The organism is Ottowia caeni (assembly GCF_050821495.1).
GTDB lineage: Bacteria > Pseudomonadota > Gammaproteobacteria > Burkholderiales > Burkholderiaceae_C > Ottowia > Ottowia caeni.
Window position 1 is genome coordinate 2,031,394 of sequence record NZ_CP151080.1, and the last position, 23,583, is coordinate 2,054,976.

Annotated in this window: 23 protein-coding genes and 1 pseudogene; 14 read left to right on the top strand and 10 right to left on the bottom strand. The window is 58.5% G+C overall.

Annotation, left to right across the window (positions count from 1 at the left end; genetic code table 11):
- Positions 1-268: 268 nt before the first annotated feature.
- Positions 269-1,306, bottom strand: coding sequence for a DUF3703 domain-containing protein (locus tag AAAK34_RS09850; RefSeq protein ID WP_431777978.1), 1,038 nt, complete (start codon positions 1,304-1,306; stop codon positions 269-271).
- 86 nt (positions 1,307-1,392) lie between these two features.
- Between AAAK34_RS09850 and AAAK34_RS09855 the strand changes: the two genes are divergently transcribed.
- Positions 1,393-1,818 carry a Cd(II)/Pb(II)-responsive transcriptional regulator gene (locus AAAK34_RS09855; protein WP_231694903.1) on the top strand — a complete coding sequence of 142 codons (426 nt, stop codon included), beginning with the start codon at positions 1,393-1,395 and terminating at the stop codon, positions 1,816-1,818.
- A 50-nt stretch (positions 1,819-1,868) separates the two neighbouring features.
- Here the strand turns inward: AAAK34_RS09855 and AAAK34_RS09860 are convergent, their stop codons facing one another.
- Positions 1,869-2,792: a YicC/YloC family endoribonuclease gene (locus AAAK34_RS09860; protein WP_231694902.1), complete on the bottom strand. Its 924-nt coding sequence runs from the start codon at positions 2,790-2,792 to the stop codon at positions 1,869-1,871.
- An 80-nt stretch (positions 2,793-2,872) separates the two neighbouring features.
- On the opposite strand from AAAK34_RS09860, the gene AAAK34_RS09865 reads away from it, so the two are divergent.
- The 6 genes from AAAK34_RS09865 (at position 2,873) to AAAK34_RS09890 (ending at position 8,014) form a co-directional block, all read left to right on the top strand.
- Positions 2,873-3,874 carry a serine/threonine-protein kinase gene (locus AAAK34_RS09865; protein ID WP_231694901.1) on the top strand — a complete coding sequence of 334 codons (1,002 nt, stop codon included), beginning with the start codon at positions 2,873-2,875 and terminating at the stop codon, positions 3,872-3,874.
- Between the two features lie 19 nt (positions 3,875-3,893).
- Entirely contained in the window at positions 3,894-4,820 is a 927-nt protein-coding gene (locus AAAK34_RS09870) for a PP2C family protein-serine/threonine phosphatase (RefSeq protein ID WP_231694900.1), read from the top strand.
- A 112-nt stretch (positions 4,821-4,932) separates the two neighbouring features.
- Positions 4,933-5,670 (top strand): ribonuclease PH, encoded by a 738-nt coding sequence (gene rph / locus AAAK34_RS09875; protein WP_231695175.1) that lies wholly within the window; start codon positions 4,933-4,935, stop codon positions 5,668-5,670.
- 5 nt (positions 5,671-5,675) lie between these two features.
- Positions 5,676-6,275, top strand: coding sequence for an RdgB/HAM1 family non-canonical purine NTP pyrophosphatase (gene rdgB / locus AAAK34_RS09880; protein WP_231694899.1), 600 nt, complete (start codon positions 5,676-5,678; stop codon positions 6,273-6,275).
- 17 nt (positions 6,276-6,292) lie between these two features.
- Positions 6,293-7,471 (top strand): radical SAM family heme chaperone HemW, encoded by a 1,179-nt coding sequence (gene hemW / locus AAAK34_RS09885; protein ID WP_231695174.1) that lies wholly within the window; start codon positions 6,293-6,295, stop codon positions 7,469-7,471.
- Positions 7,472-7,798: 327 nt separating this feature from the next.
- Complete coding sequence (locus AAAK34_RS09890) at positions 7,799-8,014, top strand: CsbD family protein (RefSeq protein WP_231694898.1); 216 nt, start codon at positions 7,799-7,801, stop codon at positions 8,012-8,014.
- 74 nt (positions 8,015-8,088) lie between these two features.
- On the opposite strand, the gene AAAK34_RS09895 is transcribed toward AAAK34_RS09890, so the two are convergent.
- From AAAK34_RS09895 to AAAK34_RS09920, 6 genes and pseudogenes are all read right to left on the bottom strand, one after another.
- Positions 8,089-8,715 carry a TIGR00730 family Rossman fold protein gene (locus AAAK34_RS09895; protein ID WP_231694897.1) on the bottom strand — a complete coding sequence of 209 codons (627 nt, stop codon included), beginning with the start codon at positions 8,713-8,715 and terminating at the stop codon, positions 8,089-8,091.
- A pseudogene (locus AAAK34_RS09900) lies at positions 8,712-9,095 on the bottom strand (diacylglycerol kinase); the annotation flags it as partial. The gene AAAK34_RS09895 and the pseudogene AAAK34_RS09900, both read right to left, overlap by 4 nt.
- Before the next feature lie 93 nt (positions 9,096-9,188).
- On the bottom strand, positions 9,189-9,695 hold the full coding sequence (locus tag AAAK34_RS09905; protein ID WP_231694895.1) for an RDD family protein: 507 nt from the start codon (positions 9,693-9,695) through the stop codon (positions 9,189-9,191).
- Between the two features lie 69 nt (positions 9,696-9,764).
- Positions 9,765-10,508, bottom strand: coding sequence for a DUF3106 domain-containing protein (locus AAAK34_RS09910; protein WP_431777979.1), 744 nt, complete (start codon positions 10,506-10,508; stop codon positions 9,765-9,767).
- Positions 10,509-10,569: 61 nt separating this feature from the next.
- Complete coding sequence (locus AAAK34_RS09915) at positions 10,570-11,040, bottom strand: DUF3619 family protein (protein ID WP_231694894.1); 471 nt, start codon at positions 11,038-11,040, stop codon at positions 10,570-10,572.
- Positions 11,037-11,603: an RNA polymerase sigma factor gene (locus AAAK34_RS09920; RefSeq protein WP_231694893.1), complete on the bottom strand. Its 567-nt coding sequence runs from the start codon at positions 11,601-11,603 to the stop codon at positions 11,037-11,039. The genes AAAK34_RS09915 and AAAK34_RS09920 overlap by 4 nt, the downstream gene beginning before the upstream one ends.
- A 302-nt stretch (positions 11,604-11,905) precedes the next feature.
- On the opposite strand from AAAK34_RS09920, the gene AAAK34_RS09925 reads away from it, so the two are divergent.
- The 3 genes from AAAK34_RS09925 (at position 11,906) to ilvC (ending at position 15,492) form a co-directional block, all read left to right on the top strand.
- Complete coding sequence (locus AAAK34_RS09925) at positions 11,906-13,684, top strand: acetolactate synthase 3 catalytic subunit (RefSeq protein ID WP_231694892.1); 1,779 nt, start codon at positions 11,906-11,908, stop codon at positions 13,682-13,684.
- Positions 13,685-13,849: 165 nt separating this feature from the next.
- Positions 13,850-14,341: an acetolactate synthase small subunit gene (gene ilvN / locus AAAK34_RS09930; RefSeq protein WP_231694891.1), complete on the top strand. Its 492-nt coding sequence runs from the start codon at positions 13,850-13,852 to the stop codon at positions 14,339-14,341.
- Between the two features lie 134 nt (positions 14,342-14,475).
- Positions 14,476-15,492, top strand: coding sequence for a ketol-acid reductoisomerase (gene ilvC, locus AAAK34_RS09935; protein ID WP_231694890.1), 1,017 nt, complete (start codon positions 14,476-14,478; stop codon positions 15,490-15,492).
- Between the two features lie 75 nt (positions 15,493-15,567).
- On the opposite strand, the gene AAAK34_RS09940 is transcribed toward ilvC, so the two are convergent.
- Positions 15,568-16,476: a ZIP family metal transporter gene (locus AAAK34_RS09940; protein WP_231694889.1), complete on the bottom strand. Its 909-nt coding sequence runs from the start codon at positions 16,474-16,476 to the stop codon at positions 15,568-15,570.
- 491 nt (positions 16,477-16,967) lie between these two features.
- Between AAAK34_RS09940 and pssA the strand changes: the two genes are divergently transcribed.
- From pssA to pbpG, 4 genes are all read left to right on the top strand, one after another.
- Positions 16,968-17,861, top strand: coding sequence for a CDP-diacylglycerol--serine O-phosphatidyltransferase (pssA, locus tag AAAK34_RS09945; RefSeq protein WP_231694888.1), 894 nt, complete (start codon positions 16,968-16,970; stop codon positions 17,859-17,861).
- Positions 17,862-18,283: 422 nt separating this feature from the next.
- Complete coding sequence (leuA, locus tag AAAK34_RS09950; protein ID WP_231695173.1) at positions 18,284-19,978, top strand: 2-isopropylmalate synthase; 1,695 nt, start codon at positions 18,284-18,286, stop codon at positions 19,976-19,978.
- Between the two features lie 38 nt (positions 19,979-20,016).
- Positions 20,017-21,555: a 2-isopropylmalate synthase gene (locus AAAK34_RS09955; protein ID WP_231694887.1), complete on the top strand. Its 1,539-nt coding sequence runs from the start codon at positions 20,017-20,019 to the stop codon at positions 21,553-21,555.
- Positions 21,556-21,675: 120 nt separating this feature from the next.
- On the top strand, positions 21,676-22,791 hold the full coding sequence (pbpG, locus tag AAAK34_RS09960; RefSeq protein ID WP_231694886.1) for a D-alanyl-D-alanine endopeptidase: 1,116 nt from the start codon (positions 21,676-21,678) through the stop codon (positions 22,789-22,791).
- 45 nt (positions 22,792-22,836) lie between these two features.
- Here the strand turns inward: pbpG and AAAK34_RS09965 are convergent, their stop codons facing one another.
- Positions 22,837-23,580, bottom strand: a complete 744-nt coding sequence (locus AAAK34_RS09965) for an SDR family NAD(P)-dependent oxidoreductase (protein ID WP_231694885.1) — start codon at positions 23,578-23,580, stop codon at positions 22,837-22,839.
- Positions 23,581-23,583: the final 3 nt, after the last annotated feature.

A 23,583-nucleotide genomic window follows, 5' to 3' on the forward strand; every position in this document is an offset into this window, starting at 1 on the left:
AGTTCTCGCGAGTTATCGCGAATCCTCAACGAGGATACCAAGCGTGTCGCGCCAGTCTCCAACTTATCTCCGCAGAGAAGGGCAATGGCAATTCAGCTGACGGGATACGTAGTCCCACGCCGCAGATAAATTCTTTACCCGTTTTCTTTCAGCGGCCCAGAACCCCCGGCGGCGCTGAAGAATAAGTTCACGGCAGCGATCTGCCGTGGTCTGCCTCTCGTCATTGGAGTTGGCGTTTCGATGCGCCCGAATGTCTGACATTACTTTTTCAGGAAACCGAGTCAGCTAGTCGATAGCGTCGAATGGTTGCCAGCAGCTCTGGCGACACCCGCATCGGCTTGAAAGCACTGATGTTGGCTCGCCCGCTATTACCCAACGGGAGGCGCTTGAACAGGTGGCCAAGTGGTACGAGTAGAAGGCGCAAGATCTGTCCGTTGAATTCAGACATGTTTCGTGATCGGAGAGCCAACTTCAGCATCAGCCAGTGCGTGCGCGCGTGCGGCAGGATGCGGGTCTGCCCGGCGACATGCATGGCTTCAAGCAAATGCCAAGCCTGCGCCACGTCTCTGTCTACCCACTGGTCATACGCCAGCCTGAGTTGTTCGAAGGTGTGCGGCTCAAAAGGAACCTCCTGCTCAGCTTCAGGTGCATGGTCGGCGTCCTTGACCGCACTTTTCCCAGATGCGGACACCTTCAATTCCTGCCGTGCTTGCCTCAGGACTTGGAAGCCACCCAGGAGAGCCAGGCTGGCCAACAATGTGGCGACCATCAGGTCGGGCCAGGCAGTACCAGTACCAAAAACCCCAAGCGCCGCCAGCATCACAGCCACGTTGCCGATGGCGTCGTTTCGGGTACACAGCCAAACGCTACGCATGTTGGCATCGCCTTCGCGGTAGGCATATAACAGCCAGGCAACACCTATATTGGTCAGTAGCGCCAGCACGGCTACAACGCCCATGGTCGGTGCATCGGGTACACGGCCATTCCAGGCTGCCCAGAGTGCGCTGGCGACTATGTACAGTCCAAAGCCGATCATGCTGAACGCCTTGAGCACGGCGGCACGGGCGCGCCAGGCAAGCGCAGATGTGAGCACGGCGAGCGAGACACCGTAGTTCAGCGCGTCGCCCGCAAAATCGATGGCATCGGCCATGAGTGAAAGTGAGCCTGACGAAACGCCTGCCACTAACTCAACCAGAAGCATGGTGGCATTTGCCAGCAGCGCCACCCAAAGGATGCGGCGATACCGGCCTAGATTGACGATTTGTCCTGGGGCAGGGGATTCGTGTTCACAGCAATGGGCTGACATGGAGACTCCAACAGTTCACAATGCGCTTATTTAAAACCCTGTAGTGACTACAGAGTCAATCCCCCATCAGCAGATCGAAAATTCCTATGCGAATCAAGGAACTGGCTCAGGCGACCGGTGTAGATGTGGAGACCATTCGCTATTACGAAAAGCAGCGGCTTTTGCCTGCGCCGGCTCGGCAGGCGAATGGATACCGCGACTACGCGCACGAACACCTGGAGCGGTTGGCGTTCATTCGCCACTGTCGCGCTCTGGAGATGCCGTTGGCTGATGTTCGTCGGCTGCTTAACGCGCTGGATGCTCCAGGGGAACCGCACCCGGACGTGGATCAGCTCGTCAAGGAGCAACTCGGGCGCGTACGGGCAAGGCTTAACAGCATGCGAGCCCTGGAAAAGCAGTTGCTGCTGCTAGAAGCTAGTTGCGGACGTTGTGACCAAGACGGCGCCGATTGCGGCATTCTCAAGGAACTGGTGGCTGCCGCCCACGGCGAGGCATGTGCCTGTCATTCCTAAGCTGCACGCTGAGCACGCGGCAGAGCCACCCTGCCTAAGCCGCGCGGGTTTCACTCGATGTTCTGAACCTGCTCCCGCATCTGCTCGATCAGCACTTTCATGTCCACCGAAATGCGGGTCAATTCCAGCATGGTCGACTTGGAGCCCAGGGTATTGGCCTCTCTGTGGAGTTCCTGAATCAGGAAGTCGAGACGCTTGCCCGCTTCGCCACCTTTTTTCAGGATGGCAGCAACTTCGTCCAGATGGGACACAAGCCGGCCCAATTCTTCGGAAACATCGATCCTGATGGCGAAAGCGGTGGCTTCGCTCAAAGCTCGTTCCTGGGCCGCCGCGGCTGGGGGAGCGTTTTCTACGCCAGACAGCGCGTCATTCCAGCGGGTGAGAAAGCGTTGCGTCTGGGCTTCAATGGCTTGAGGGATCAGCGGTTCAGCCTCACGGGCTAGGCGGCGCAGATCTACCAGACGAAGCTCCAGCAACTGTGCCAGGCGGGCGCCTTCGCGTGCGCGCGCTTGCACAAAATCCTCAAGCACAGTCTGGGCCAGCGGTAGCACGGCCTCGGCTAGGCTGGCAGCCGCTGAATCGTCAGGGCCGCTGGCCAGGCGCAGAACCTCAGCCACGGTAAGCGCGGGTGCGCCGGGAAGCCAGTTGCGCACCTGATCCTGCAGGGTCGACAGCCGTTGCAGCGCGCGTGCTGATGGATCTTGGATGCCGGCGGAATCGCGCCCTTCAATATAGGCACGCAATTCCACTTTGCCTCGCTTAAGGCGCTTGACCAGCAGCTCGCGTAACGCAGGTTCGTGATGCCGAAGCTCGTCGGGCAGGCGAAACTGAAGATCCAGGAACCGGCTGTTGACCGAACGCAACTCTATCGCCAGACGCGGTTGCCCGACCCTGGACGTCTGATGGGCGTCTGCACCTTCCTGGGGCGCCGCTTGCTGACCGCTGGCGTAGCTGGTCATACTGTAAACTGACATTCAAACCTTTCCCGTTTACCGGTCGTGGCAGCCCTACAAAAGTGTCTTTCAGGCTGCCTGGGAGATAATTCCCGCAAATTATGTCAAAGCCAAAACCTAGCCCTCTACCGCCCAATACGGTGATCGGCGGGTACCGCGTGATGCGCAAACTCTCGGCTGGAGGGTTCGGCGTGGTCTACCTGGCGGTCGATAAAGATGGCCAACAGGTGGCCATCAAGGAATATCTACCCGCAGCCCTTGCCACACGCGAGCCCGGTGAACTTGTACCGCAGATCGCTCCAGAAAAACTTTCACTCTACCGCCTCGGCCTCAAGAGCTTTTTTGAGGAAGGTCGTTCGCTGGCGCAGATTTCCCACGCATCCGTGGTGAGCGTGCTCAACTTCTTTCGAGAAAACGAGACGGTCTACATGGTAATGAATTATTTGGAAGGCGCGACCTTGCAGGATTTCATTGTCACCGCACGGGACCTGCAAAAGCAGAAAGTTTTTCGCGAATCCACCATTCGTTCCCTGTTCGATGAGATTTTGCGCGGCTTGCGTATCGTGCACCAGCACAAGATGCTTCACCTGGATCTGAAGCCCGCCAACATCTTCATCACAGACGACAATAAGGCCGTGATGCTCGATTTCGGGGCCGCGCGAGAGGTGCTCAACAAGGAGGGCAATTTCACCCGCCCCATGTACACCCCCGGCTTTGCAGCGCCAGAAATGTACCGACGCGACTCGAGCATGGGTCCCTGGACGGACATCTATGCCGTGGGAGGCTGCATGTACTCGTGCATGCAAGGGTATCCGCCCAACGACGCTCCGCAGAGGCTGGAAAAAGACCGCTTGGGGCTGTCACTGACCCGTATGCGTGGCGTGTACTCTGACAATCTGATCGAGATGGTCGAGTGGTGTATGTCGCTGGATCCGCTCTCGCGCCCGCAGTCTGTGTTCGCTCTGCAAAAGGAGTTAACTCGCGAGGGAGAGCGTCGGTACACCAAGCTCTCGGTAGGCGAGAAGGTTCGGCTGCAATTCGACAACGTGGTGTCGGACGCCAAGAAGACGATCATGCGCGGCACGCGTTTTGGTCAAAAGTGACCCGCGGTAGTCGTTTTTAATGAAATTCTCGGTATTTCAGGTCAGTCGCACGGGCGGACGGCCCAAGAACGAAGACCGCATGGGCTATTGCTACACCCGCGAGGCGAGCTTGTTCATGCTCGCCGACGGCATGGGCGGCCACCCTGACGGGGAAATGGCGGCGCAGATCGCCTTGCAGACCATGGCAACGCTTTTCGGGCGACACGCCAAGCCACACGTGCAGGATGAGCGCTTTTTCCTTCACAGCGGCGCGATGTTGGCGCACCATCAGATCATTCGTTACGCGAATCAACACGGCTTGGCAGATTCTCCGCGTACCACTCTGGTCATGGCATTTGTTCAGCATGGGTACTTGCATTGGATCCACTGCGGAGATTCCAGGCTGTATGTCCTCAGAGATGGCAAGCTGCTGTCCCGCACGCGTGATCACTCGTACCATGAGGCAAGGGGTTTTTCGGGCCTCTTGCGCAAGCGCATGAACCGCAATGTGCTGTTCACGTGCCTGGGTTCCTCTGTGTTGCCCATCATCGATGCTGGTGGGCCGCTTCGCCTGAGGAAGGGCGACAAAGTGCTTCTGTGCTCGGATGGCTTATGGGACAGCACCCCCGAAGGACGCCTCGTAACTGTCCTGTCCGCAATGTCCGTGGCCGAGGCAGTGCCTCAGTTGGTTCAAGACGCCTTGGCCAAGGGCGGCGAACACGGTGACAACGTCACGGCGTTGGCATTTGAATGGGAGGGGACAGGCCTGCTAGACGATCTTGATACCACCGGGTTCAGTCATACTGGCGGTCTGAGCGACCTTGGCTTTCCCTCCACCATAGATGCCGAAGCGATCGACTCTTTGCACGAAGACCTGGATGAGAGCAAGATCGAGCATTCCATCACAGAGATCAACGAAACAATTGAGCGAAAGGCGCTGCACCGTTCACGCGAGAAAACGGCGTGAGCTACGCAAGCCGCGGAGATCCAACGCGCGCCTTTGAGAAAATTGCTTGATCCTCATGCTGGAGCGACCTTGGCTCCAGTGCCCCCCCATTGATTTAAATTTTTCCATGAGCATGAACACTTTACCTGGCACGGTGCAGCGAACCGGCCGTACCGCAGATCAGTTGCGTACTGTGCGCATTACCCGCCATTACACCCTCTACGCTGAAGGCTCGGTGCTGATTGAATTCGGCAATACCCGCGTATTGTGTAACGCATCCATCGAAGAAAAAGTGCCTCCACACAAGCGCGGTAGCGGCGAAGGCTGGGTAACGGCTGAGTACGGCATGCTTCCGCGTGCCACGCACACCCGTGGCGACCGGGAAGCCGCACGCGGCAAGCAGAGCGGTCGCACCCAGGAAATCCAGCGACTGATCGGCCGCAGCTTGCGCGCAGTGTTCGATCTCAAGAAGCTCGGAGAGCGCACTCTGCATCTCGATTGCGACGTTATTCAGGCCGACGGTGGCACGCGTACCGCAGCGATCACCGGCGCTTTCGTGGCCGCTCAGGACGCCGTCAACTGGCTGATGCAACGCGGCCTGCTGACCGAATCCCCCGTGTTGCATCCGGTGGCCGCTATATCGGTGGGCATCGTGGGCGGTGTGCCCATGCTGGATCTGGACTATAACGAAGACTCCGCTTGCGACACAGACATGAACGTCGTCATGACCGGTGCCGGTCACTTCGTGGAAGTGCAGGGCACGGCCGAAGGTGCGGCATTTTCGCGTGCCGAGATGGACGCGTTGCTCTTGCTGGCAGACAAAGGCATTGGCGAGCTGATCGGTATGCAGCAAAGCGCACTGTTGGGTTGAACAAAATGAAGATCGTGCTTGCCTCCAACAACCAGGGGAAACTTGCCGAGCTGCAAGCCATGCTGGCGCCTCTGAAAATGACCTTGGTGCGCCAGTCCGAGTTGGGTATTGGCGAGGCCGAGGAGCCTTATCGCACCTTCGTCGAGAACGCGCTTGCCAAAGCTCGCCATGCTGCCGCAGCCAGCGGCTTGCCGGCGTTGGCAGACGATGCAGGTCTCTGCGTGGATGCTTTTGGTGGCCTGCCCGGAGTTGACACCGCCTATTACGCTACCCAGTTCGGCTACGAGAAGGGCGACGCCAATAATGTCCGGGCCCTCCTGGAGCAAATGCAAGGGGTTGATCAGCGTCGGGCGGCTATGGTCAGCACCTTGGTGGCCCTGCGCAGTGCAGATGATCCCGAGCCCTTGATCGCCGTTGGGCGGGTAGTGGGCGAGATCGCCCGCGAACCCAGGGGCACCAATGGCTTTGGCTTTGATCCCGTGATGTTCATTCCGGCATTTGGGAAGACTTTTGCCGAGTTGCCGGTAGAGGTCAAGAACGCCCACAGTCACCGCGGCCAGGCAGCCAAGGCCATGGTCGCCCTGATGCGCGAGCGGTGGCTGTGAAAGACATTACACACTACATGCGGCCCGGCACGCTTCAGTTGCCAGCCTTGCCCCCGCTTTCGCTTTATGTGCATCTTCCGTGGTGCCTGAAAAAATGTCCGTACTGCGATTTCAACTCACACGAGCGTCGCGCGGGTGTCGATCCGCTGGCGCAGCAAAAGCGCTATGTTGATGCGCTGATTTGCGATCTGGAAGCCAGCCTGCCTCTGATATGGGGGCGGCAGGTGCACAGCGTGTTCATTGGTGGCGGAACTCCCAGCCTGTTCGAGCCCGAGTCCATTGATCGGTTAATTGCCGCCATCCGTGCCCGGTTGCAGCTGGCACCATTGTGTGAAATTACACTGGAAGCCAATCCTGGAACCTTCGAGCGAGACCGGTTCGCAGCGTTTCGGGGCGCGGGTGTTACCCGCCTCTCAGTGGGCGTGCAGAGCTTCAACGACGCCCACCTGAAGGCCATCGGGCGCGTTCATGACGGCGCTCAGGCACGCGCGGCCCTTGAAGAGGCGGCTCGCGCCTTCGATACCTTCAACCTCGACTTGATGTACGCGCTCCCGGGCCAAACGCTTAAGGAACTGGAGCACGACGTGAACACCGCGCTCGGGTTCAAGCCGCCTCATCTGTCGATCTACCACCTCACGATTGAGCCCAACACTGTATTTGCCAAGTTCCCGCCCAAGGTGCCGGACGAAGACAGCGCCTGGACCATGCTGGACCGCATCACGGAAATGACCGGGTCTGCCGGGCTGGAGCGCTATGAAGTCTCTGCCTACGCGCGTGGGGGCCACCGCTGCGTGCACAACCTCAACTACTGGCAGTTCGGAGACTACCTGGGCCTGGGAGCCGGCGCACACGGCAAGCTAAGCTTTGCGCACCGCATCATTCGCCAGGTTCGGCATCGTGAACCAGAGCTTTACATGAACAAAGCCTTGGCCGGTGATGCGCTGGCGCAGGAGCATGAAGTGCCCCGCAAGGAGTTGCCGTTCGAATTCATGCTGAACGCGCTACGCCTGAAAGACGGCTTTGCATTGCAGGACTTCATTGATCGGACCGGCCTACCTCCCAGCAGCATCAATGCGTCGCTTCAAAAAGCGGAGCAAGCGGGGTGGACAGAGAGTGAAGGGGTATGGGTGCGGCCCAGTGCGCGTGGGTTCGATTTTCTGAGTGACTTGCAGGCACTTTTTCTGCCAGATGAATAGGTATAGGTGACTGTGGGACTTGGAAGTCGCCGGTTGCGATGGGCCGCAGCGGGCCGCAGAGGTCTATTTTTCAAAGGCTTCTTGACCCTTTGTATGGCTTTGGGCCTGAAAATTCCGCGAGAACCGTCCTGGCTGGACCCATTTTTACGTTCCACGCTCCAAGTCCGACAGCCCCTCACGCGAGGTAGGCATAGACCGACAGGCACTGGTTTCCTGATCTGACTTACGTATCTCCGGAGGAGTTCTACAGTTGGTACATCGCTCCTGCTTTGACTCGCGACCGTCGTGAGCAGCACATGCGGTTACTGAAAATGCAAGGACCTCAACATGAATGAAGATCGAATCAAGGGTAATTGGCTGCAATTCAAGGGTAAGGTAAAGGAGCAGTGGGGCAAACTGACCGATGATGATCTGGACGTTATCGCTGGTAAGCGAGACCAGTTGATCGGGAAGATTCAGGAACGCCAGGGTATTGCCAAGGACGTTGTGGAAAAGGAGTTGGCTGATTGGGAGTCCCGCAACAAGGATTTCCGCTGGGATTGAGATCCACGACTAAGCCTCTCCAAAGAAAAAAAGCCGCAGTTCGGACACCGGATTGCGGCTTTTTTACAGCTGCCTCAGATCTTGTCAAGGCGCGACTCGGTCGGCAAACCCGCAGTTTCGATCAGTCTCTTCAGCAGAGGAGTGGCTTGGTCGCCGATCTCGATGAGTCGCATCTGCGCTTCATCCATGAACCCCTGGCTCACGCTGTGGCGCAAGAATTCCAGCATGCTGTCGTAATAGCCATCTTGATTGAGCAGGCCTAGCGGCTTGTCGTGGTAGCCAAGTTGTCGCCAGGTCCACGTTTCAAAGAACTCCTCGAACGTCCCGATTCCTCCCGGAAGGGCCAGGAACGCATTGGAGTGCTCTGCCATCAGGCGCTTGCGCTCGTGCATGGTGTCGACGATCAGAAGCTCGGTGCAGCCGCGATGGGCATGCTCCCGATCAACCAGGGCTTGGGGGATGATGCCAATCACTCGCGCGCCGGCTTGCAGCGCCGCATCGGCAAGAATGCCCATGAGGCCGCTACGGCCACCTCCGTAGACAAGCTGTCCCTGGTGCTCGCCTATCCAGCGGCCGACTTCACGAGCGATTTCGGCATAGGCCGGAGTCACGCCCGTGCGTGAACCGCAATAAACGCATAGGGAAAATGCCGGCCTATCAAGATCGGTCTTTGGTACGGGTTCTGAAACTGAATTTCTCATGAAGCAATGAATTTCACATAAAGGGCAGCTAGCCAAATTCCTCCCGCCAGAAGCAGGCTGAGCAGCACCGCTGCGCTGCCCATGTCCTTGGCGCGCTTGGACAAATCATGCCATTCCGGTCCAATACGGTCGATGGCCGTTTCTATGCCCGTATTGAGCAGCTCGACAATCATGACGATCAGGACAGTCCCCGCAAGCAACGCGGTTTCGGTCCAACTGCTGCCAAGCCAGAAGGAAGCTGGTAGCAGAACCATGGCCGCCAAGGTTTCCTGCCTGAATGCTGTCTCGCGCCAACCGGCGCAAAGCCCTTCGATGGAGTAGCCCGCTGCGTGCCAAATGCGTGAAAGCCCGGTGCGTGCCTTCTGCGGATTGACGGGGTGAAGTGAATCCTTCGGGGGGCTGCTCTGTCAGATTTGGAGGGCGGAAGGTTCATGCACGAATTGTCATGCGTTGATGTGTCGTTGTTCCGGCTTCTAGATTTTTTGTGGGCGCGCGTCCACCAGTCGGGTGCCAGCCCAGGCATCGTGCCAGAACTGCCCCTCACGCTGAAAGCGGCTTAATAGCGCCCAAATGCTGACCCAGCCAATCACCAGAACCGAAACTTCGCCACCTGAAAGCCCAAAGGGAGACACAGCCAGTAGCGGGGGTAGAAACCACATCCAGCTCAGCACATAACGCCATAGGGCACGCAGTTGCGAGATAGGGCGGCCTGTACCGTCTACGACCCGAATGTGCCAGGTCTTCATGGCGAGGGTCTGGCCTTTCGACCAGAACCACACAAAGTAGATGCCTGCGACGACGAAAATAAAGGCCTGCAAGCCATGCCTGTTCTGCAAGGCGTGCCGCGATTGTGTCAGTGCACTGAAGAGGTAGCCGGCTATGAACACGACGCCGAACATGAGCGTGCCTTCATAGAGCCAGCAGCACATGCGGCGCCAAAGTGCGGGGGCGGTCAACGCGCCGGGAGAGGAAAGAGTCATCGAAAAAACGGGAACGCTAGTAACGGATCTTTGCTGATCCTATACGACTACGGGACAAGCAGGCGGCGATTACTGGGGAGTAGCCGGCGTGGACGCTGCAGGAACCGGTGTAGATGCTGCAGGGACCGGCTGAGAAGCCGCAGGGAGGGGCGCCGCGGCTGGCAGAGTTTCTGCTGGCGGTGTGGCAGCCACTGGGGGAGGTGGCATGACCGCCGGGGCCGGATTAGCTGGTGCGGGAGCCGGTGCCGGTGGGCGAGGCAGCAGAGTATTGCGGTTCAAGCGTGACGATGCGGGAGCGTTGTCGGCCTGAGGAGCCGCGCCAGGCAGGGGAGCACGCAGGATCTTCTCTGGCGAGACTGGTCGCAATGCCGGCGCAGTGCCGGCAGGCGGCTTCGGTCTGTCCGCTGCCAGGCGCTGACGCTGCTCAGGCGTGAGAGACTGATACTCCTCCCACTTGGCCTTTTTCTCGTCTGTCGGCAGTTTGCGTGCCTCGCCGAAATTAAGCCGCGCCTGCGTACGCTGTGCAGGCGTAAGCTTGGCCCATTCCGTCATGCGGCCCTGCAAGGTGGCTCGTTCCTCTGGCGACATGCGGTCAAAGTTGTGTGCCAGCGCGATCCACTTGCGTTGGTGGTCGTCGTCAAGAGTTGGCCAAAGAGTTGCCAGAGGGCGCAGGGCAGTTCTTTGCTCCTGATTCAAACTCTTCCAGCTGATCGAGCCAGCCAAGGGGGCTTGTTGTGCTGTTGAGGGTAGTTGCGCGTATGCAACAACCCCCAGGGCGACAGCTCCGAGACCCGCACTCGCCGCGACAGCCAAGGCAACTGCTTTGGTTGAAGTGAGGCGGGACAACTGACGGCGCATTGGAGGGAGCAGGGAGTTATTGGCTTACTGGCGGAGCCGAGGCACGCTCAGACCCGGCGGTTTTCAGAAACTGGAGAAACCCGGGGTCGGCGTAGGCGGCAGGCGGTAAGTCGTCGGTCAGCAGGGCCGCGTCGACTTCAGCGACTTCCGAGGCGCGGTCGTCGCCCTGAACGATGTCAATCGCAATCAGGCCGGCGGCCAGTGCGACCACGAGTGCAGCGGACGTCAGGCGGCCCCAGGGGCCGAGGCCATCTTCGCCGAAGCCCAGCGTGGCTGTTTGGCCTTGGCGAAAAATAGTTGACGCGGTTCGCACCCGGGCGGCCGCAACGGGCTGCTTTCGCTGGGCGATGGCTCGCTCGCGTGTGGCACGCAAGCGTTCACTAATATCGTGTGGTAGCTCGGAAGCCCCAGCAGAAAGACGTGCGGCCACCCGTAGGCCATAACGGTTCTGCAGGACATTCGCGTGCTGTAGGTGAAGGCTGTTCATGGCATTATTCCCTTGGCACGGAGTGCCTTGGCCAGCGACTGAACCGCACGCGAGCAGTGGGTTTTTACACTACCTTCCGAACAGCCCATAGCCGCTGCCGTTTCGGCAACATCCATTTCCTCCCAATAACGCATCAGAAAAGCTTCACGTTGACGCCCGGGGAGCTGTTGGATTTGTAACTCTATCGCATGCAGGGTTTCTGCTCGCCGGGTGGAGTCTTCTGCGCTCTCTATCTGCTGCGAATCACTAGCTCCTGCAAAGGTCTCCAGAAGGTCGAAGTCGTCACCGCCATCGGGTGTGTCGAAGTCGCTCAGGTTGGAGAAAACGGCATTGCGGGTCTTCTGGCGGCGAAACCAGTCCAGGGTGCAATTGGACAGAATGCGCTGGTAAAGCATGGGCAGCTCGGCAGCGGGTTTGTCGCCGTAGTGCTCGGCGAGCTTCATCATGCTGTCCTGCACTATGTCCAGGGCGGCTTCGTCGTCACGAACGTGATAGACCGCGCGCTTGAACGATCGTTTTTCGACGCTCTTGAGGAAGTCGGAGAGTTCTTGTTCGGTAGCCAAGGGCAGTTCGCGACAGGCGTTGTGGCGGATCGAATGGGAAATGGTGCGGGCGTCGCGAAGGCAGAGGCACTTCGTGCGGTCGATTATGGCACTGGCCTCTCACTTTTTTTGTGTAGGTGCCAGCAACCCTCATGCTGCAGTGCGATAATGTGGGTTGCAATCAAAAAGGCAAACGGGTCTCAGCAGGGCGAGTTCTTCTTTCGCCTATGGCTGCTGGCCTCAAGTCCTGACGCGGCCTCACAAGGGTTGGCAAGGGGCACCCAAGGTATTTCGTCAGAGAAATTCTCGAAAGGTTGATCAAAATGGAAATCTCTAAGGCCGAAATCACTTCGGCAGCGGCCGCTTCTGCCGGCAACCAATCCTCCGAACTCCGTGGCGCTGAAATACTCGTCAAAGCTTTGCAGCACGAAGGCGTGCAGCAGGTATGGGGTTATCCCGGTGGTGCAGCGTTGCATATTTACGACGCTCTCTACAAACAAGACACCATTCAGCACGTGCTCGTTCGTCATGAACAGGCGGCCGTGCATGCGGCAGACGGATTTGCCCGTGCCACCGGCGAGGTGGGTGTGGCGCTCGTGACTTCCGGTCCCGGTGTCACCAATGCCATTACCGGCATTGCCACCGCCTACATGGATTCGATCCCGCTGGTCGTTATCACCGGGCAGGTTTCTACCGCCGCCATCGGGCAAGATGCCTTCCAGGAGTGCGACACCGTGGGCATCACACGCCCCATCGTCAAGCACAACTTCCTGGTCAAGGACGTTCGCCAGATGGCCGAGGTGATGAAAAAGGCCTTCCACATTGCGCGCTCGGGTCGGCCCGGCCCGGTGGTGGTGGATGTCCCTAAAGACGTCTCCTTCAACAAGACCGCCTGGACGGGTTACCCCGAAAAGGTGGAAATGCGCTCCTACAACCCGGTGAAGAAGGGTCACGGCGGCCAGATCCGCAAGGCCTTGCAACTTCTTCTCTCGGCCAAGCGCCCGTACATCTACACTGGTGGCGGTGTTCTGCTTGCCAATGCCTCGGGTGAGTTGCGCCAACTGGTCGACCTGCTCAATTACCCCGTTACCAATACCCTGATGGGGCTGGGCGCCTTCCCGGCCACTGATCGGCGCTTCGTCGGCATGCTGGGCATGCACGGTACCTGGGAAGCCAACAACGCAATGCAAAACTGCGATGTGCTGTTGGCCATTGGCGCCCGTTTCGATGACCGCGTCATCGGAAACACCAAGCATTTCGCGCAGAACGAGCGCAAGATCATTCACATCGACATTGATCCTTCCAGTATTTCCAAGCGCGTCAAGGTGGATGTCCCCATCGTCGGCGACGTGAAAGATGTGCTGCAGGAACTGATCGCCATGATCAGGGAGGCGGACACCAAACCCGACGAAACCGCGCTCGACGCCTGGTGGAAGCAGATCGATGTTTGGCGTGCGCGCGACTGCATGAAGTATGACCGTGGCAACCAGGACGTCATCAAGCCCCAGAAGGTCATCGAGACTCTGTGGGAGATGACCAAGGATGCCGACGCCTACATTACCTCCGATGTCGGCCAGCACCAGATGTGGGCAGCGCAGTACTACAAGTTCAACGAGCCGCGCCGCTGGATCAACTCCGGCGGCTTGGGCACCATGGGCGTGGGCATTCCCTACGCCATGGGTATCAAGCTTGCCAAGCCCGAGAGCGAAGTGTTTTGCGTGACCGGTGAAGGCTCTGTGCAGATGTGCATCCAGGAGCTTTCTACCTGCCTGCAATACAACACGCCCATCAAGATCCTCGCGCTCAACAACCGTTACCTGGGCATGGTTCGCCAGTGGCAAGAAATTGAATACTCGGGTCGTTACAGCCATAGCTACATGGATGCGTTGCCCAACTTCGTGAAGCTGGCAGAAGCCTACGGCCACGTGGGTATCCTGGTAGAAGACCCGAAAGACGTCGAACCGGCACTGCGCGAGGCGCGCAGGCTCAAAGATCGCACCGTATTCATCGACTTCCGCACCGATCCGACCGAGAACGTCTTCCCGATGGTTCAGGCCGGCAAAGGAATCACCGAAATGCTGCTGGGGTCGGAAGACCTGTAAAACCCAAGTGTTGATCTAGCGGCATGAAGCGCACCCCTGGGTGCGCGGAGGCCGGCGATTGTTCGCAACGCCCGCGGTCAGCACCGAACCCAGACGAATCTATTGCCCGCCAAGCCCGTGCATTACCGTGCGCGGGGGAGGGCGGCGAAAAGAGGAATCAAGACCATGAAGCACATCATTTCCGTACTTATTGAAAACGAAGCGGGCGCACTGTCCCGCGTCGTGGGCCTGTTTTCGGCCCGTGGCTACAACATCGAATCGCTGATCGTTGCCCCCACGGAGGACGAGAGCCTTTCGCGCATGACCATCCAGACGCGAGGCTCTGACGATGTCATCGAGCAGATCACCAAGCATCTGAACCGGTTGATCGAAGTCGTGAAAGTGGTCGACCTGACTGAAGGCGCCTACATCGAGCGTGAGCACATGATGATCAAGGTGCGGGCAGTTGGCAAAGAGCGCGAGGAAATCAAGCGCATGGCCGATATTTTCCGCGGCCGCATTATCGATGTGACCGACAAAAGCTACACCATCGAGTTGACCGGCGATCAAGGCAAGAACGACGCCTTCCTGAATGCCATCGACAAGACCGCCATTCTTGAAACCGTCCGCACAGGTGCCAGCGGAATCGGGCGCGGAGAGCGGCTGCTGAGGGTGTGATAGGCCTCTTGCCGCCCGGCAGTTGCGGGCAGCGAGAGTAAACATAGAGCCTGCGCTACTGAAAGCCCAAAGTATGGGCGTTGTCGGCGTGAGGCAATGGTGTTGATTTATTGACTGTTTCCTAGGAGAAAACCATGAAAGTGTTCTACGACAAAGACTGTGATCTGAGCCTGATCAAGGGCAAGACGGTTGCTATCATCGGCTATGGTTCGCAAGGCCATGCACACGCGCAAAACCTGAACGACAGCGGTGTCAAAGTCGTGGTCGGTCTGCGCAAGGGTGGCGCCAGCTGGCCCAAGGTCGAGAAGGCCGGACTGCAGGTTGCTGAAGTGGCAGAAGCCGTCAAGGCCGCAGACGTGGTTATGATCCTCTTGCCCGATGAGCAGATCGCCAAGGTCTACCGCGAGGACGTGGAACCCAACATCAAGCAGGGTGCCTCCCTGGCATTCGCGCACGGCTTCAACGTGCACTACGGTCAAGTGGTGCCCCGTGCCGACCTCGACGTCTGGATGGTGGCTCCCAAGGCTCCTGGTCACACTGTGCGCGGTACCTATACCCAGGGTGGTGGCGTGCCTCATCTGGTGGCTGTGCATCAGGACAAGACCGGCAAGGCCCGTGATCTGGCACTGAGCTATGCGATGGCCAACGGTGGCGGCAAGGCCGGCATCATCGAAACCAACTTCCGCGAAGAAACCGAAACCGACCTGTTCGGCGAACAGGCCGTTCTGTGTGGCGGTGCGGTTGAGCTGATCAAGGCTGGCTTCGAAACCCTGGTGGAGGGTGGCTACGCTCCAGAGATGGCCTACTTCGAGTGCCTGCACGAACTGAAGCTGATCGTCGACCTGATCTATGAAGGCGGCATCGCCAACATGAACTACTCGATCAGCAACAACGCTGAGTACGGCGAGTACGTGACCGGTCCTCGGATCGTTACCGAACAAACCAAGGCCGAGATGAAGAAGGTCCTGCGTGACATTCAGACTGGCGAGTATGCCAAGAGCTTCATTGCCGAAAACCTGGCAGGTGCTCCCACGCTGCAAAGCCGCCGTCGCCTGAACGCTGAGAGCCAGATCGAAGTCGTGGGCGACAAGTTGCGCGCCATGATGCCCTGGATCAAAGCGAACAAGCTGGTGGACAAGTCGAAGAACTAAGCCCCATAGGCAGTTCCAAAAAAGCCACGCTTGCGTGGCTTTTTTCTGCCGTGCTCAGGCTGCAGGCAATCGGGCTTAGTTCGGCAGCAAGGCGTTCAGATTCATCATCAACACGAACCCGCCAGCAAGCCCGGTGACAGCGTAGGTGCCATGCCCCTTGCGGACCAGATCGGGAAGGATCTCATGGAAGATCACGAAAAGCATGGCACCCGCAGCAAAGCCCAGACCCCAAGGCAGAAGTGCAGTTGAGTGGCTCATGACCGCTGCGCCAACCACGGCGCCCACCGGCTCCACCAGGCCTGAGACTATGCCGACCAACATGGAAATCGTCCTCCGGTAGCCTGCAGACACCAGCGCGGTTGCCACGATCAAGCCTTCCGGTACATTTTGCAGGGCAATTCCCATCGTCAAGGCGTTGGCGTGTGCGCTTTCGCTTCCAGAATAACCCGCGCCAATGGCCAGGCCTTCTGGCAGATTGTGAAACGCGATGGCGATCACAAAGAGCCATGTGCTGCGCAATTTGCGGGCCAATGCCATGTCGTCGCGGGGTTGAGCGTGCTCATGCGGCAGCACATTGTCCAGCTTCAGCAAAGCACATGCGCCCAGCACGACGGCGGTGCCGATCATGGCTGCCGGGCCTAACAGGCCCTCACCGAAGGTGCCAAGGCCCTTCGCCGCTTCGAAGCCAGGGACAATGAGCGAGAACACACTCGCTGCCAGCATAATGCCTGCTCCGAAGCCGAAGAAGGTATCTTGTACGCGATCAGAAAGCCGGTGCGCAAACAACACCGGCAACGTCCCCAATGCAGTGGCCAGCGCCGCCGCTGACCCGCCCAGCAGGGCATTCCAGACCGCAGGCTCGCTGCTCAGAGCGTTCCATAGCCGTTCAGTCAGAATGAATGTTCCGGTCAGCAGGACAAACAAACCGACCCAGGTGCGCCGCCGCCATGTGCGCGGCAAACTCATTAACGATGTTTCGTTCATATTAGCTGCTCCGGTATGGCTCCTGACATGGTCCCATGTCGTTCCAGCCGCAGATACATGTGAAAATTTCACCTTGGGATGCCCTGCATAACCCTCGCGAGTCGGTGGTAGTGCGGATCGGGATGAGGCGCAAGGCGTCTTTTTGCAGCCAATAGCCCAGCTATTGGCAAGAAAAGCAACGCAGCGGATCGCCCGAGGCCGTGCTGCTACCGACCGCAGGGAGTTATGCAGGGCATCCCTTGCGATGCTGAAATGTTCACTAGCCTTTGAGGGTTGTGTTTCAATCAAGAATCAATGCTAATATTTTAATTGAGAATCATTCGCATTCGTGATGCGTCGAAAAGACCTCTATTCATTAGGGGTTTTGCTCCGTTCTTCTTCACCCTGAGGCCGACTGCCGCCGACTGCCGCCGACTGCCGCCAACTTCTGGTGGTACCCCTTAATAGAATTACACTGCCCGGATCCTCGTCGGGCCTAATGAATTGATTCAATGACAGAAAAAGACGCTACACCCCAGCCTCAATCGGAGCTTTCAGCCCCTGGTGAAGTGTTGCCGGTGCGCAAGCCTCGCAAGGGCATTTACGTGCTTCCCAATCTTTTCACTCTGGGGGGGTTGTTCGGCGGGTTCTATGCAGTGGTCATGGCCATGAACGGGCGTTTCGACCTCGCCACCACGGGCATCTTCGCCGCCATGGTGCTGGACAGCCTGGATGGACGCGTAGCCCGCATGACCGGCACCCAGAGCGCATTCGGGGAGCAGATGGATTCCCTGTCTGACATGGTCAGTTTCGGGGCGGCGCCCGCATTGGTGGCCTACGAATGGGCGCTTCGTCCTTTGGGGCGTTGGGGTTGGATCGCGGCCTTCGTCTATTGCGCGTGCGCTGCGCTGCGTCTGGCTCGCTTCAATGTGAATACTTCGGTCGTCGACAAGCGCTTCTTCCAGGGGCTACCTTCACCGGCAGCCGCTGCGCTGGTTGCCGGGTTCATATGGCTCACCAGCGCCATGCTGTCGGCGCAGCACGAGGTGCAGATATTTCGTGAACTCATGTCCTTTTTTGGCGGGGTCCGCCTTGAGCGTTCCGACTTTTCATGGATCATGTTCTGCATCGCGCTGTTTGCCGGCCTGACCATGGTCACCAACATTCCGTACTACAGCTTCAAGGACTTTGGCGGGCGGCGCAGCGTGCCGTTCGTGGTGCTGGTGGTGATTGCATTGGCAATCGCTGTCATTAGCATCGAGCCAGCGACCTTGCTCTTCGCGCTGTTTGTAGGTTATGCGCTCTCCGGCTACATCATTTACATATGGCGGCGAGCCAATGGCCATCACGCGAGCATTGTCAGCACCTCCACGGAGGAGCCAGACGAGCGCGGCTTGCATCATTAAGGATGCCCTGCATAACTCCCTGCGGTCGGTGGCAGCACGGCCTCGGGTGATCCGCTGCGTTGCTTTTCTTGCCAATAGCTGGGCTATTGGCCGCAAAAAGACGCCTTGCGCCTCATCCCGATCCGCACTACCCCCGACTCGCGAGGGTTGTGCAGGACATCCTTAAGCCCGGCCTGCCTGACTCGCTGCGCTTCTCTCCAATGAAGCTCTTTGCGAATTTTTATGCACCAGTCTGAAGGCTGTGTTATATTTTCTGTATGAGCGCTAATTTCCTAGGCCTACTACTAACACCCAACGGGTGGAGGCGGTAGCGCGCGCAAGTAAAGCGTTTTCCCAGCTCTCACGGCCCGTTAGCACCAGCAACGGGCCGTTTCTTTTTGGGGTTGCTGGTTGGTTGGCTATTTTCCAAGAAGGACTTTCCCATGTTGTCGAACCCCGCCTCCAAATACCGCCCCTTCGCACCGATCGGGCTCAAAGATCGTACTTGGCCGGATGCCGTGCTGACGCGCGCTCCCATCTGGTTGTCCACCGATCTGCGCGACGGGAATCAGGCACTGGTCGAGCCCATGGATGTCGAGCGCAAATTGCGCATGTTTGAACTGCTCGTCAAAATCGGCTTCAAGGAGATTGAGGTAGGTTTTCCCTCGGCCTCGCAGATCGAGTTTGATTTTGTCCGCAGACTTATCGAGGAAGACCGGATTCCTGCGGATGTGACCATTCAGGTGCTGACCCAGGCGCGCCCCGAATTGATTGAACGCACCTTTGAGTCACTGCAGGGAGCACCCCGGGCTATTGTTCATTTATACAACGCCGTGGCCCCGGTGATGAGGCGCGTGGTGTTGGGGCTGGACGAGGACGGCATCGTCAACCTGGCGACAGAGCATGCGCGTCAATTTGTGGAGCATGCGTCCAGGCAACCGTCGACGGATTGGACATTTCAATTCTCGCCTGAGATGTTTTCCGGAACAGAGCTTGAGTTCTCCAAGCGGGTGGTCGACGCCGTGACCGCAGTCTGGCAGCCCACGGCAGATCGCAAGTGCATCATCAACCTTCCGTCCACCGTAGAGCACTCCACGCCGAATATCTTCGCCGACATGATCGAGTGGATGCACCGCCATCTTGAGCGACGCGATGCCATTGTCCTCTCAGTCCACCCGCACAATGACCGGGGCACCGGCACCGCCGCTGCAGAACTTTCCTTGATGGCAGGCGCTGACCGCATTGAAGGCTGCCTTTTTGGCAACGGCGAGCGCACAGGCAACCTGGATCTCGTCAACGTCGCCTTGAACCTGTACACGCAAGGTGTGTCGCCTGAGCTCGATTTTTCGAATATTGACGAAATTCGCGCCACGGTGGAGCATTGCAATCAATTGCCCGTGCACCCGCGCCATCCGTACGTTGGCGATCTGGTCTACACCTCTTTCTCGGGCTCGCACCAGGACGCCATCAAGAAGGCGTTCGCTGCTCGCCGTGAAGGGGACGTGTGGGAAATGCCCTATTTGCCGATTGACCCCAAGGATCTGGGGCGCAGCTACGAAGCGGTTATTCGCGTCAACAGCCAATCTGGCAAGGGCGGCATCGCTTACTTACTCGAAAGCGAGTATGGGCTTCAACTGCCCCGACGCCTGCAAATCGAATTCAGCCAGGCGGTGCAACGCGAAATGGACATTTCCGGCAAAGAGTACACCGCAGCCGACCTTTGGGCGCTGTTTGAGCGCGAGTATGGCTTGGTCAACCCACCGGCGATGCGCCAGCGTGTCATGGAAGAGAGCGCCGGTGGCGTCACCTGCCTGCGTGTTGAAATCGAGTTGGCGGGCCAAACCCAGGTGATCGAGGGTGAGGGCAGTGGCCCCGTGGAGGCCTTTATCAACGCGCTGGCTTCGTCAACAGGTCGCCAGGTTCGCGTGCTTGATTACCACGAGCATGCCCTGGGTGCCGGTGCCGACGCGCGCGCGGCAGCGTACGTTGAAATGCGCGTGGACGACGGGCGAACCTTGTTTGGCGTAGGCGTTGACCGCGACATCACGCTGGCTGTGCAGCGTGCGGTGGTCAGCGGACTCGTCCGCGCCACGGAAGGAACTCCTCTCGCGGCACAATTGCTGGTTGAGGCTGCTTGAATTCAGAGGGTGGCCATTCGTACTCAGGAGCAAATCACATGACCGACAAACTCATCATTTTCGACACCACCCTGCGTGACGGCGAGCAATCTCCGGGCGCCAGCATGACCAAAGATGAGAAGCTGCGCATCGCGCGCCAGCTCGAGCGCCTGAAGGTCGATGTGATTGAAGCCGGCTTCGCAGCCAGCAGCAATGGCGACTTCGAGTGCGTTCAGGCCATTGCTCAGGCCATCAAGGATTCCACCATATGCTCGCTTTCGCGTGCCAATGACCGCGACATAGCTCGTGCGGCCGAGGCGCTCAAGGGGGCTGCCCGCGGACGAATCCATACCTTCATTGCCACCAGCCCGCTCCACATGGAGAAGAAACTGCGCATGACGCCCGACGAGGTGTTCGAGCAGGCCAAGCTGGCGGTACGCTTTGCCCGCAATCAGATGGACGACATTGAGTTCAGCGCTGAAGATGGCTATAGAAGCGACCCGGATTTTCTCTGTCGCGTCATCGAGGCAGTGATCAAGGAAGGTGCCACCACCATCAATGTGCCGGACACCGTAGGCTACGCCATTCCGGAGCTGTACGGCAACTTCATCAAGACATTGCGTGAGCGTGTGCCCAACAGCGACAAGGCGATCTGGAGCGTACATTGCCACAATGATCTGGGCATGGCGGTAGCCAACTCGCTGGCCGGTGTGAAGATTGGCGGCGCACGCCAGGTCGAGTGCACCATCAATGGGCTGGGCGAGCGTGCGGGTAACTGCTCGCTGGAAGAAGTGGTCATGGCGATAAAAACCCGCAAGGATTACTTCGGCCTCGACGTTGGCATTGACACTTCCCACATCGTGGCCGCCAGCCGCATGGTCAGCCAGACCACCGGATTTGTCGTGCAGCCCAACAAGGCGGTTGTTGGGGCCAACGCCTTTGCTCATGCCAGCGGCATCCACCAGGACGGCGTGCTGAAAGCACGGGACACCTACGAGATCATGCGGGCCGAAGACGTGGGCTGGTCGGCCAACAAGATCGTGCTGGGCAAGCTGAGCGGCCGAAACGCCTTCAAGCAGCGTCTGCAGGAGTTGGGCGTCATGCTGGAGTCGGAGGGCGAGATCTTGGCGGCGTTTGCCAAGTTCAAGGAGCTGGCCGATCGCAAGAGCGAGATCTTCGACGAGGACATTCTCGCCTTGGTGAGCGACGAAAGCGTGACCGCCGAAAAAGAGCAGTACGGCTTCATTTCTCTGTCGCAACATAGCGAAACGGGTGAAATGCCCCACGCCGAAATCGTGTTCTCAGTAGACGGCAAGGAAGTCAAGAGCGCGTCAGAGGGTAACGGCCCGGTAGATGCCTCGCTGAAGGCTATTGAGCGGCACGTGCAAAGCGGCGCCGAAATGGTGCTTTACTCGGTTAACGCCATCAGCGGTTCCACCGAAAGCCAGGGCGAGGTCACAGTGCGCCTGCAAAACTCCGGCCGAGTGGTCAATGGGGTAGGGGCTGACCCCGACATCATTGTGGCTTCGGCGAAGGCTTATCTGAGTGCTCTCAACAAGTTACACAGCAAAGCTGACCGAGTGGCTGCACAAGGCTAGGTTTTTATACAGTACCTATGGAAGTGGTTTAATAAAATTAAATAACTTCATGATATTGCATGATTTTTCTCATTTGAATACACTCCGTACCACTGTTGTTTTCTTGTGGTGATCAAAATCATGCGGTCTGGTGCGTTGCGCAATCTGGGGTTATCTTCTGTTCGCACGCTGTTGGTTGCGGTCGCGGGCAGCCTGGTTTTGCTCGCCCCCGCGGCTCCTGCCGCCGCGGCCCCCAAGAAGGCGGTTGAACAGCGGCAGGCCGCCAAGCGCGGCGCTCAAGCTCCCTCCAAGGCTCGCACAGAAAAAAGCAGGTCTGCCGCCAAATCTTCCAGTCGCAAGGCGTCAGCCAAGCAAGATCGCCAACGGGTCACGGCACGCGTGCGCGGCAAAGGCGCGACCTCCGTCAGAGAGGTTGCAGCGCGTTCCACCCCGCGCCTCTCTTTCGGGCAAATGGCCGGTCTGCACGCCGTATCCGACCCGCTTGATTTGAAATCCAGCGTGGCTCTGGTGGTTGATCAAGACACCCATGAAGTGCTGCTCAGCAAAAATGATCATGCTGTTCTGCCCATCGCATCGCTCACCAAGCTGATGACCGGCCTCATCGTTTCTCAAGCCCGCCTTCCGCTTGACGAAATGATCACCATCACCAAGGAAGACGTGGACACCGAAAAAGGCAGCAGCTCCCGCTTGGCGGTGGGCAGTGTTCTGACGCGGGGCGAATTGCTGCACCTGGCGCTCATGTCCAGCGAGAACAGGGCAGCGAACGCACTCGGCCGTAGCTACCCAGGTGGCCTGAACAACTTTGTCTCGCTCATGAACGCCAAGGCGCAGATGCTCGGCATGAAGGACACGCGCTACGTGGAGCCCACCGGGCTTTCAAGCGCCAACCGATCCAGTGCCACCGATCTGGCCACCCTGGTGGCTGCCGCCTACAAGGATCCCATGATCAGGCAGCTTTCGACTTCCACGGGATATGAAGTGGCGGTGGGTAGCAGGGTGCTGCAGTACAACAATACCAATCGGCTGGTTCACAACCCGGAGTGGCAGATAGGTCTGCAAAAGACGGGCTATATCTCCGAGGCGGGCCAATGCCTGGTCATGCAGGCTCAGGTGGCTGGGCGCAAGCTCATCATGGTGTTTCTTGATTCTGCCGGCAAATTCAGTCGCCTGGCCGATGCAGAGCGGGTACGCCGCTGGGTGGAAAGTCAGCACGCTTCGGCTGCAATTTCTGGCTGAAAAGCAGCCACCCAAGGTTTACCCGAGGTCTACCCGAGGCTGCCCTCAAATTTCAAGCTTGTTGAAGATTGCTCGAGGCAAGTGCTGAATGATCCGCATGATGAGCATCCATTTTTCCGGGGTGTAGAGAAGAGGCTTTCCCGTCTCAATCGCCTTGATAACTTGTTTCGCCACACCTTCCACCGAGGCCAGTTTCACACCTGCACCCTTCATGTGAGCTGTCATGGGTGTTTCCATCGGACCTGGTTTTACCAGAACGATCTTGACTCCCGTCCCTGCGAATCGGTGCTGCAGTCCCTCGGCGTACCGGGCAAGCAAACCTTTGGCCGCCCCATAGACATAATTGGACTTTCGTCCCCGGTCGCCCGCCACGGAGCCGATCAATGCAAGGGTGCCGTGCTTAAATTGCTCAAGTTCTTTCGCGAATGCCTCGGCGAACAGGACGGGAGATAGTCCGTTGATGCTCAAGGCGTCTCGGCAGGCTGGCAAGTCATCTTGGCATTCAGTTTGGTTGGGTAGCGAGCCGTGCGCGATCAGGACGATATCGATGGGGCCTGCTTGAGAAATACGGCGTGCCGTGAGCCCAATGGAGTCGGGATCCAGAAATTCTGCCTGGATGATCCGAATCCGCGATTGCGGGCTGCGCACCTGAAGGTCTGCCGCCACGCGCTCGACGCGCTGTGCATCCCGGCCCACCAAAGTGAGATCGGCCGGCTGTTTTAGGAGCCACAGTCTGGCACAGTGCTCCGCAAGAGCCGATGTCGCGCCAATAATGACGATTCGCTTCATTTC

Excerpts from the sequence above, each read along its gene's own strand:
- AAAK34_RS09860 (WP_231694902.1), bottom strand. The coding sequence starts at position 2,792 with ATGTCAGTTTACAGTATGACCAGCTACGCCAGCGGTCAGCAAGCGGCG.
- AAAK34_RS09850 (WP_431777978.1), bottom strand. The coding sequence starts at position 1,306 with ATGTCAGCCCATTGCTGTGAACACGAATCCCCTGCCCCAGGACAAATC.
- AAAK34_RS09895 (WP_231694897.1), bottom strand. The coding sequence starts at position 8,715 with ATGAGAAATTCAGTTTCAGAACCCGTACCAAAGACCGATCTTGATAGG.
- pbpG (WP_231694886.1), top strand. The coding sequence starts at position 21,676 with ATGCGGTCTGGTGCGTTGCGCAATCTGGGGTTATCTTCTGTTCGCACG.
- AAAK34_RS09905 (WP_231694895.1), bottom strand. The coding sequence starts at position 9,695 with ATGACTCTTTCCTCTCCCGGCGCGTTGACCGCCCCCGCACTTTGGCGC.
- leuA (WP_231695173.1), top strand. The coding sequence starts at position 18,284 with ATGTTGTCGAACCCCGCCTCCAAATACCGCCCCTTCGCACCGATCGGG.
- AAAK34_RS09955 (WP_231694887.1), top strand. The coding sequence starts at position 20,017 with ATGACCGACAAACTCATCATTTTCGACACCACCCTGCGTGACGGCGAG.
- pssA (WP_231694888.1), top strand. The coding sequence starts at position 16,968 with ATGACAGAAAAAGACGCTACACCCCAGCCTCAATCGGAGCTTTCAGCC.
- AAAK34_RS09940 (WP_231694889.1), bottom strand. The coding sequence starts at position 16,476 with ATGAACGAAACATCGTTAATGAGTTTGCCGCGCACATGGCGGCGGCGC.
- AAAK34_RS09890 (WP_231694898.1), top strand. The coding sequence starts at position 7,799 with ATGAATGAAGATCGAATCAAGGGTAATTGGCTGCAATTCAAGGGTAAG.
- ilvC (WP_231694890.1), top strand. The coding sequence starts at position 14,476 with ATGAAAGTGTTCTACGACAAAGACTGTGATCTGAGCCTGATCAAGGGC.
- ilvN (WP_231694891.1), top strand. The coding sequence starts at position 13,850 with ATGAAGCACATCATTTCCGTACTTATTGAAAACGAAGCGGGCGCACTG.
- AAAK34_RS09915 (WP_231694894.1), bottom strand. The coding sequence starts at position 11,040 with ATGAACAGCCTTCACCTACAGCACGCGAATGTCCTGCAGAACCGTTAT.
- AAAK34_RS09965 (WP_231694885.1), bottom strand. The coding sequence starts at position 23,580 with ATGAAGCGAATCGTCATTATTGGCGCGACATCGGCTCTTGCGGAGCAC.
- AAAK34_RS09855 (WP_231694903.1), top strand. The coding sequence starts at position 1,393 with ATGCGAATCAAGGAACTGGCTCAGGCGACCGGTGTAGATGTGGAGACC.
- AAAK34_RS09865 (WP_231694901.1), top strand. The coding sequence starts at position 2,873 with ATGTCAAAGCCAAAACCTAGCCCTCTACCGCCCAATACGGTGATCGGC.
- rph (WP_231695175.1), top strand. The coding sequence starts at position 4,933 with ATGAACACTTTACCTGGCACGGTGCAGCGAACCGGCCGTACCGCAGAT.
- hemW (WP_231695174.1), top strand. The coding sequence starts at position 6,293 with ATGCGGCCCGGCACGCTTCAGTTGCCAGCCTTGCCCCCGCTTTCGCTT.
- rdgB (WP_231694899.1), top strand. The coding sequence starts at position 5,676 with ATGAAGATCGTGCTTGCCTCCAACAACCAGGGGAAACTTGCCGAGCTG.
- AAAK34_RS09925 (WP_231694892.1), top strand. The coding sequence starts at position 11,906 with ATGGAAATCTCTAAGGCCGAAATCACTTCGGCAGCGGCCGCTTCTGCC.
- AAAK34_RS09870 (WP_231694900.1), top strand. The coding sequence starts at position 3,894 with ATGAAATTCTCGGTATTTCAGGTCAGTCGCACGGGCGGACGGCCCAAG.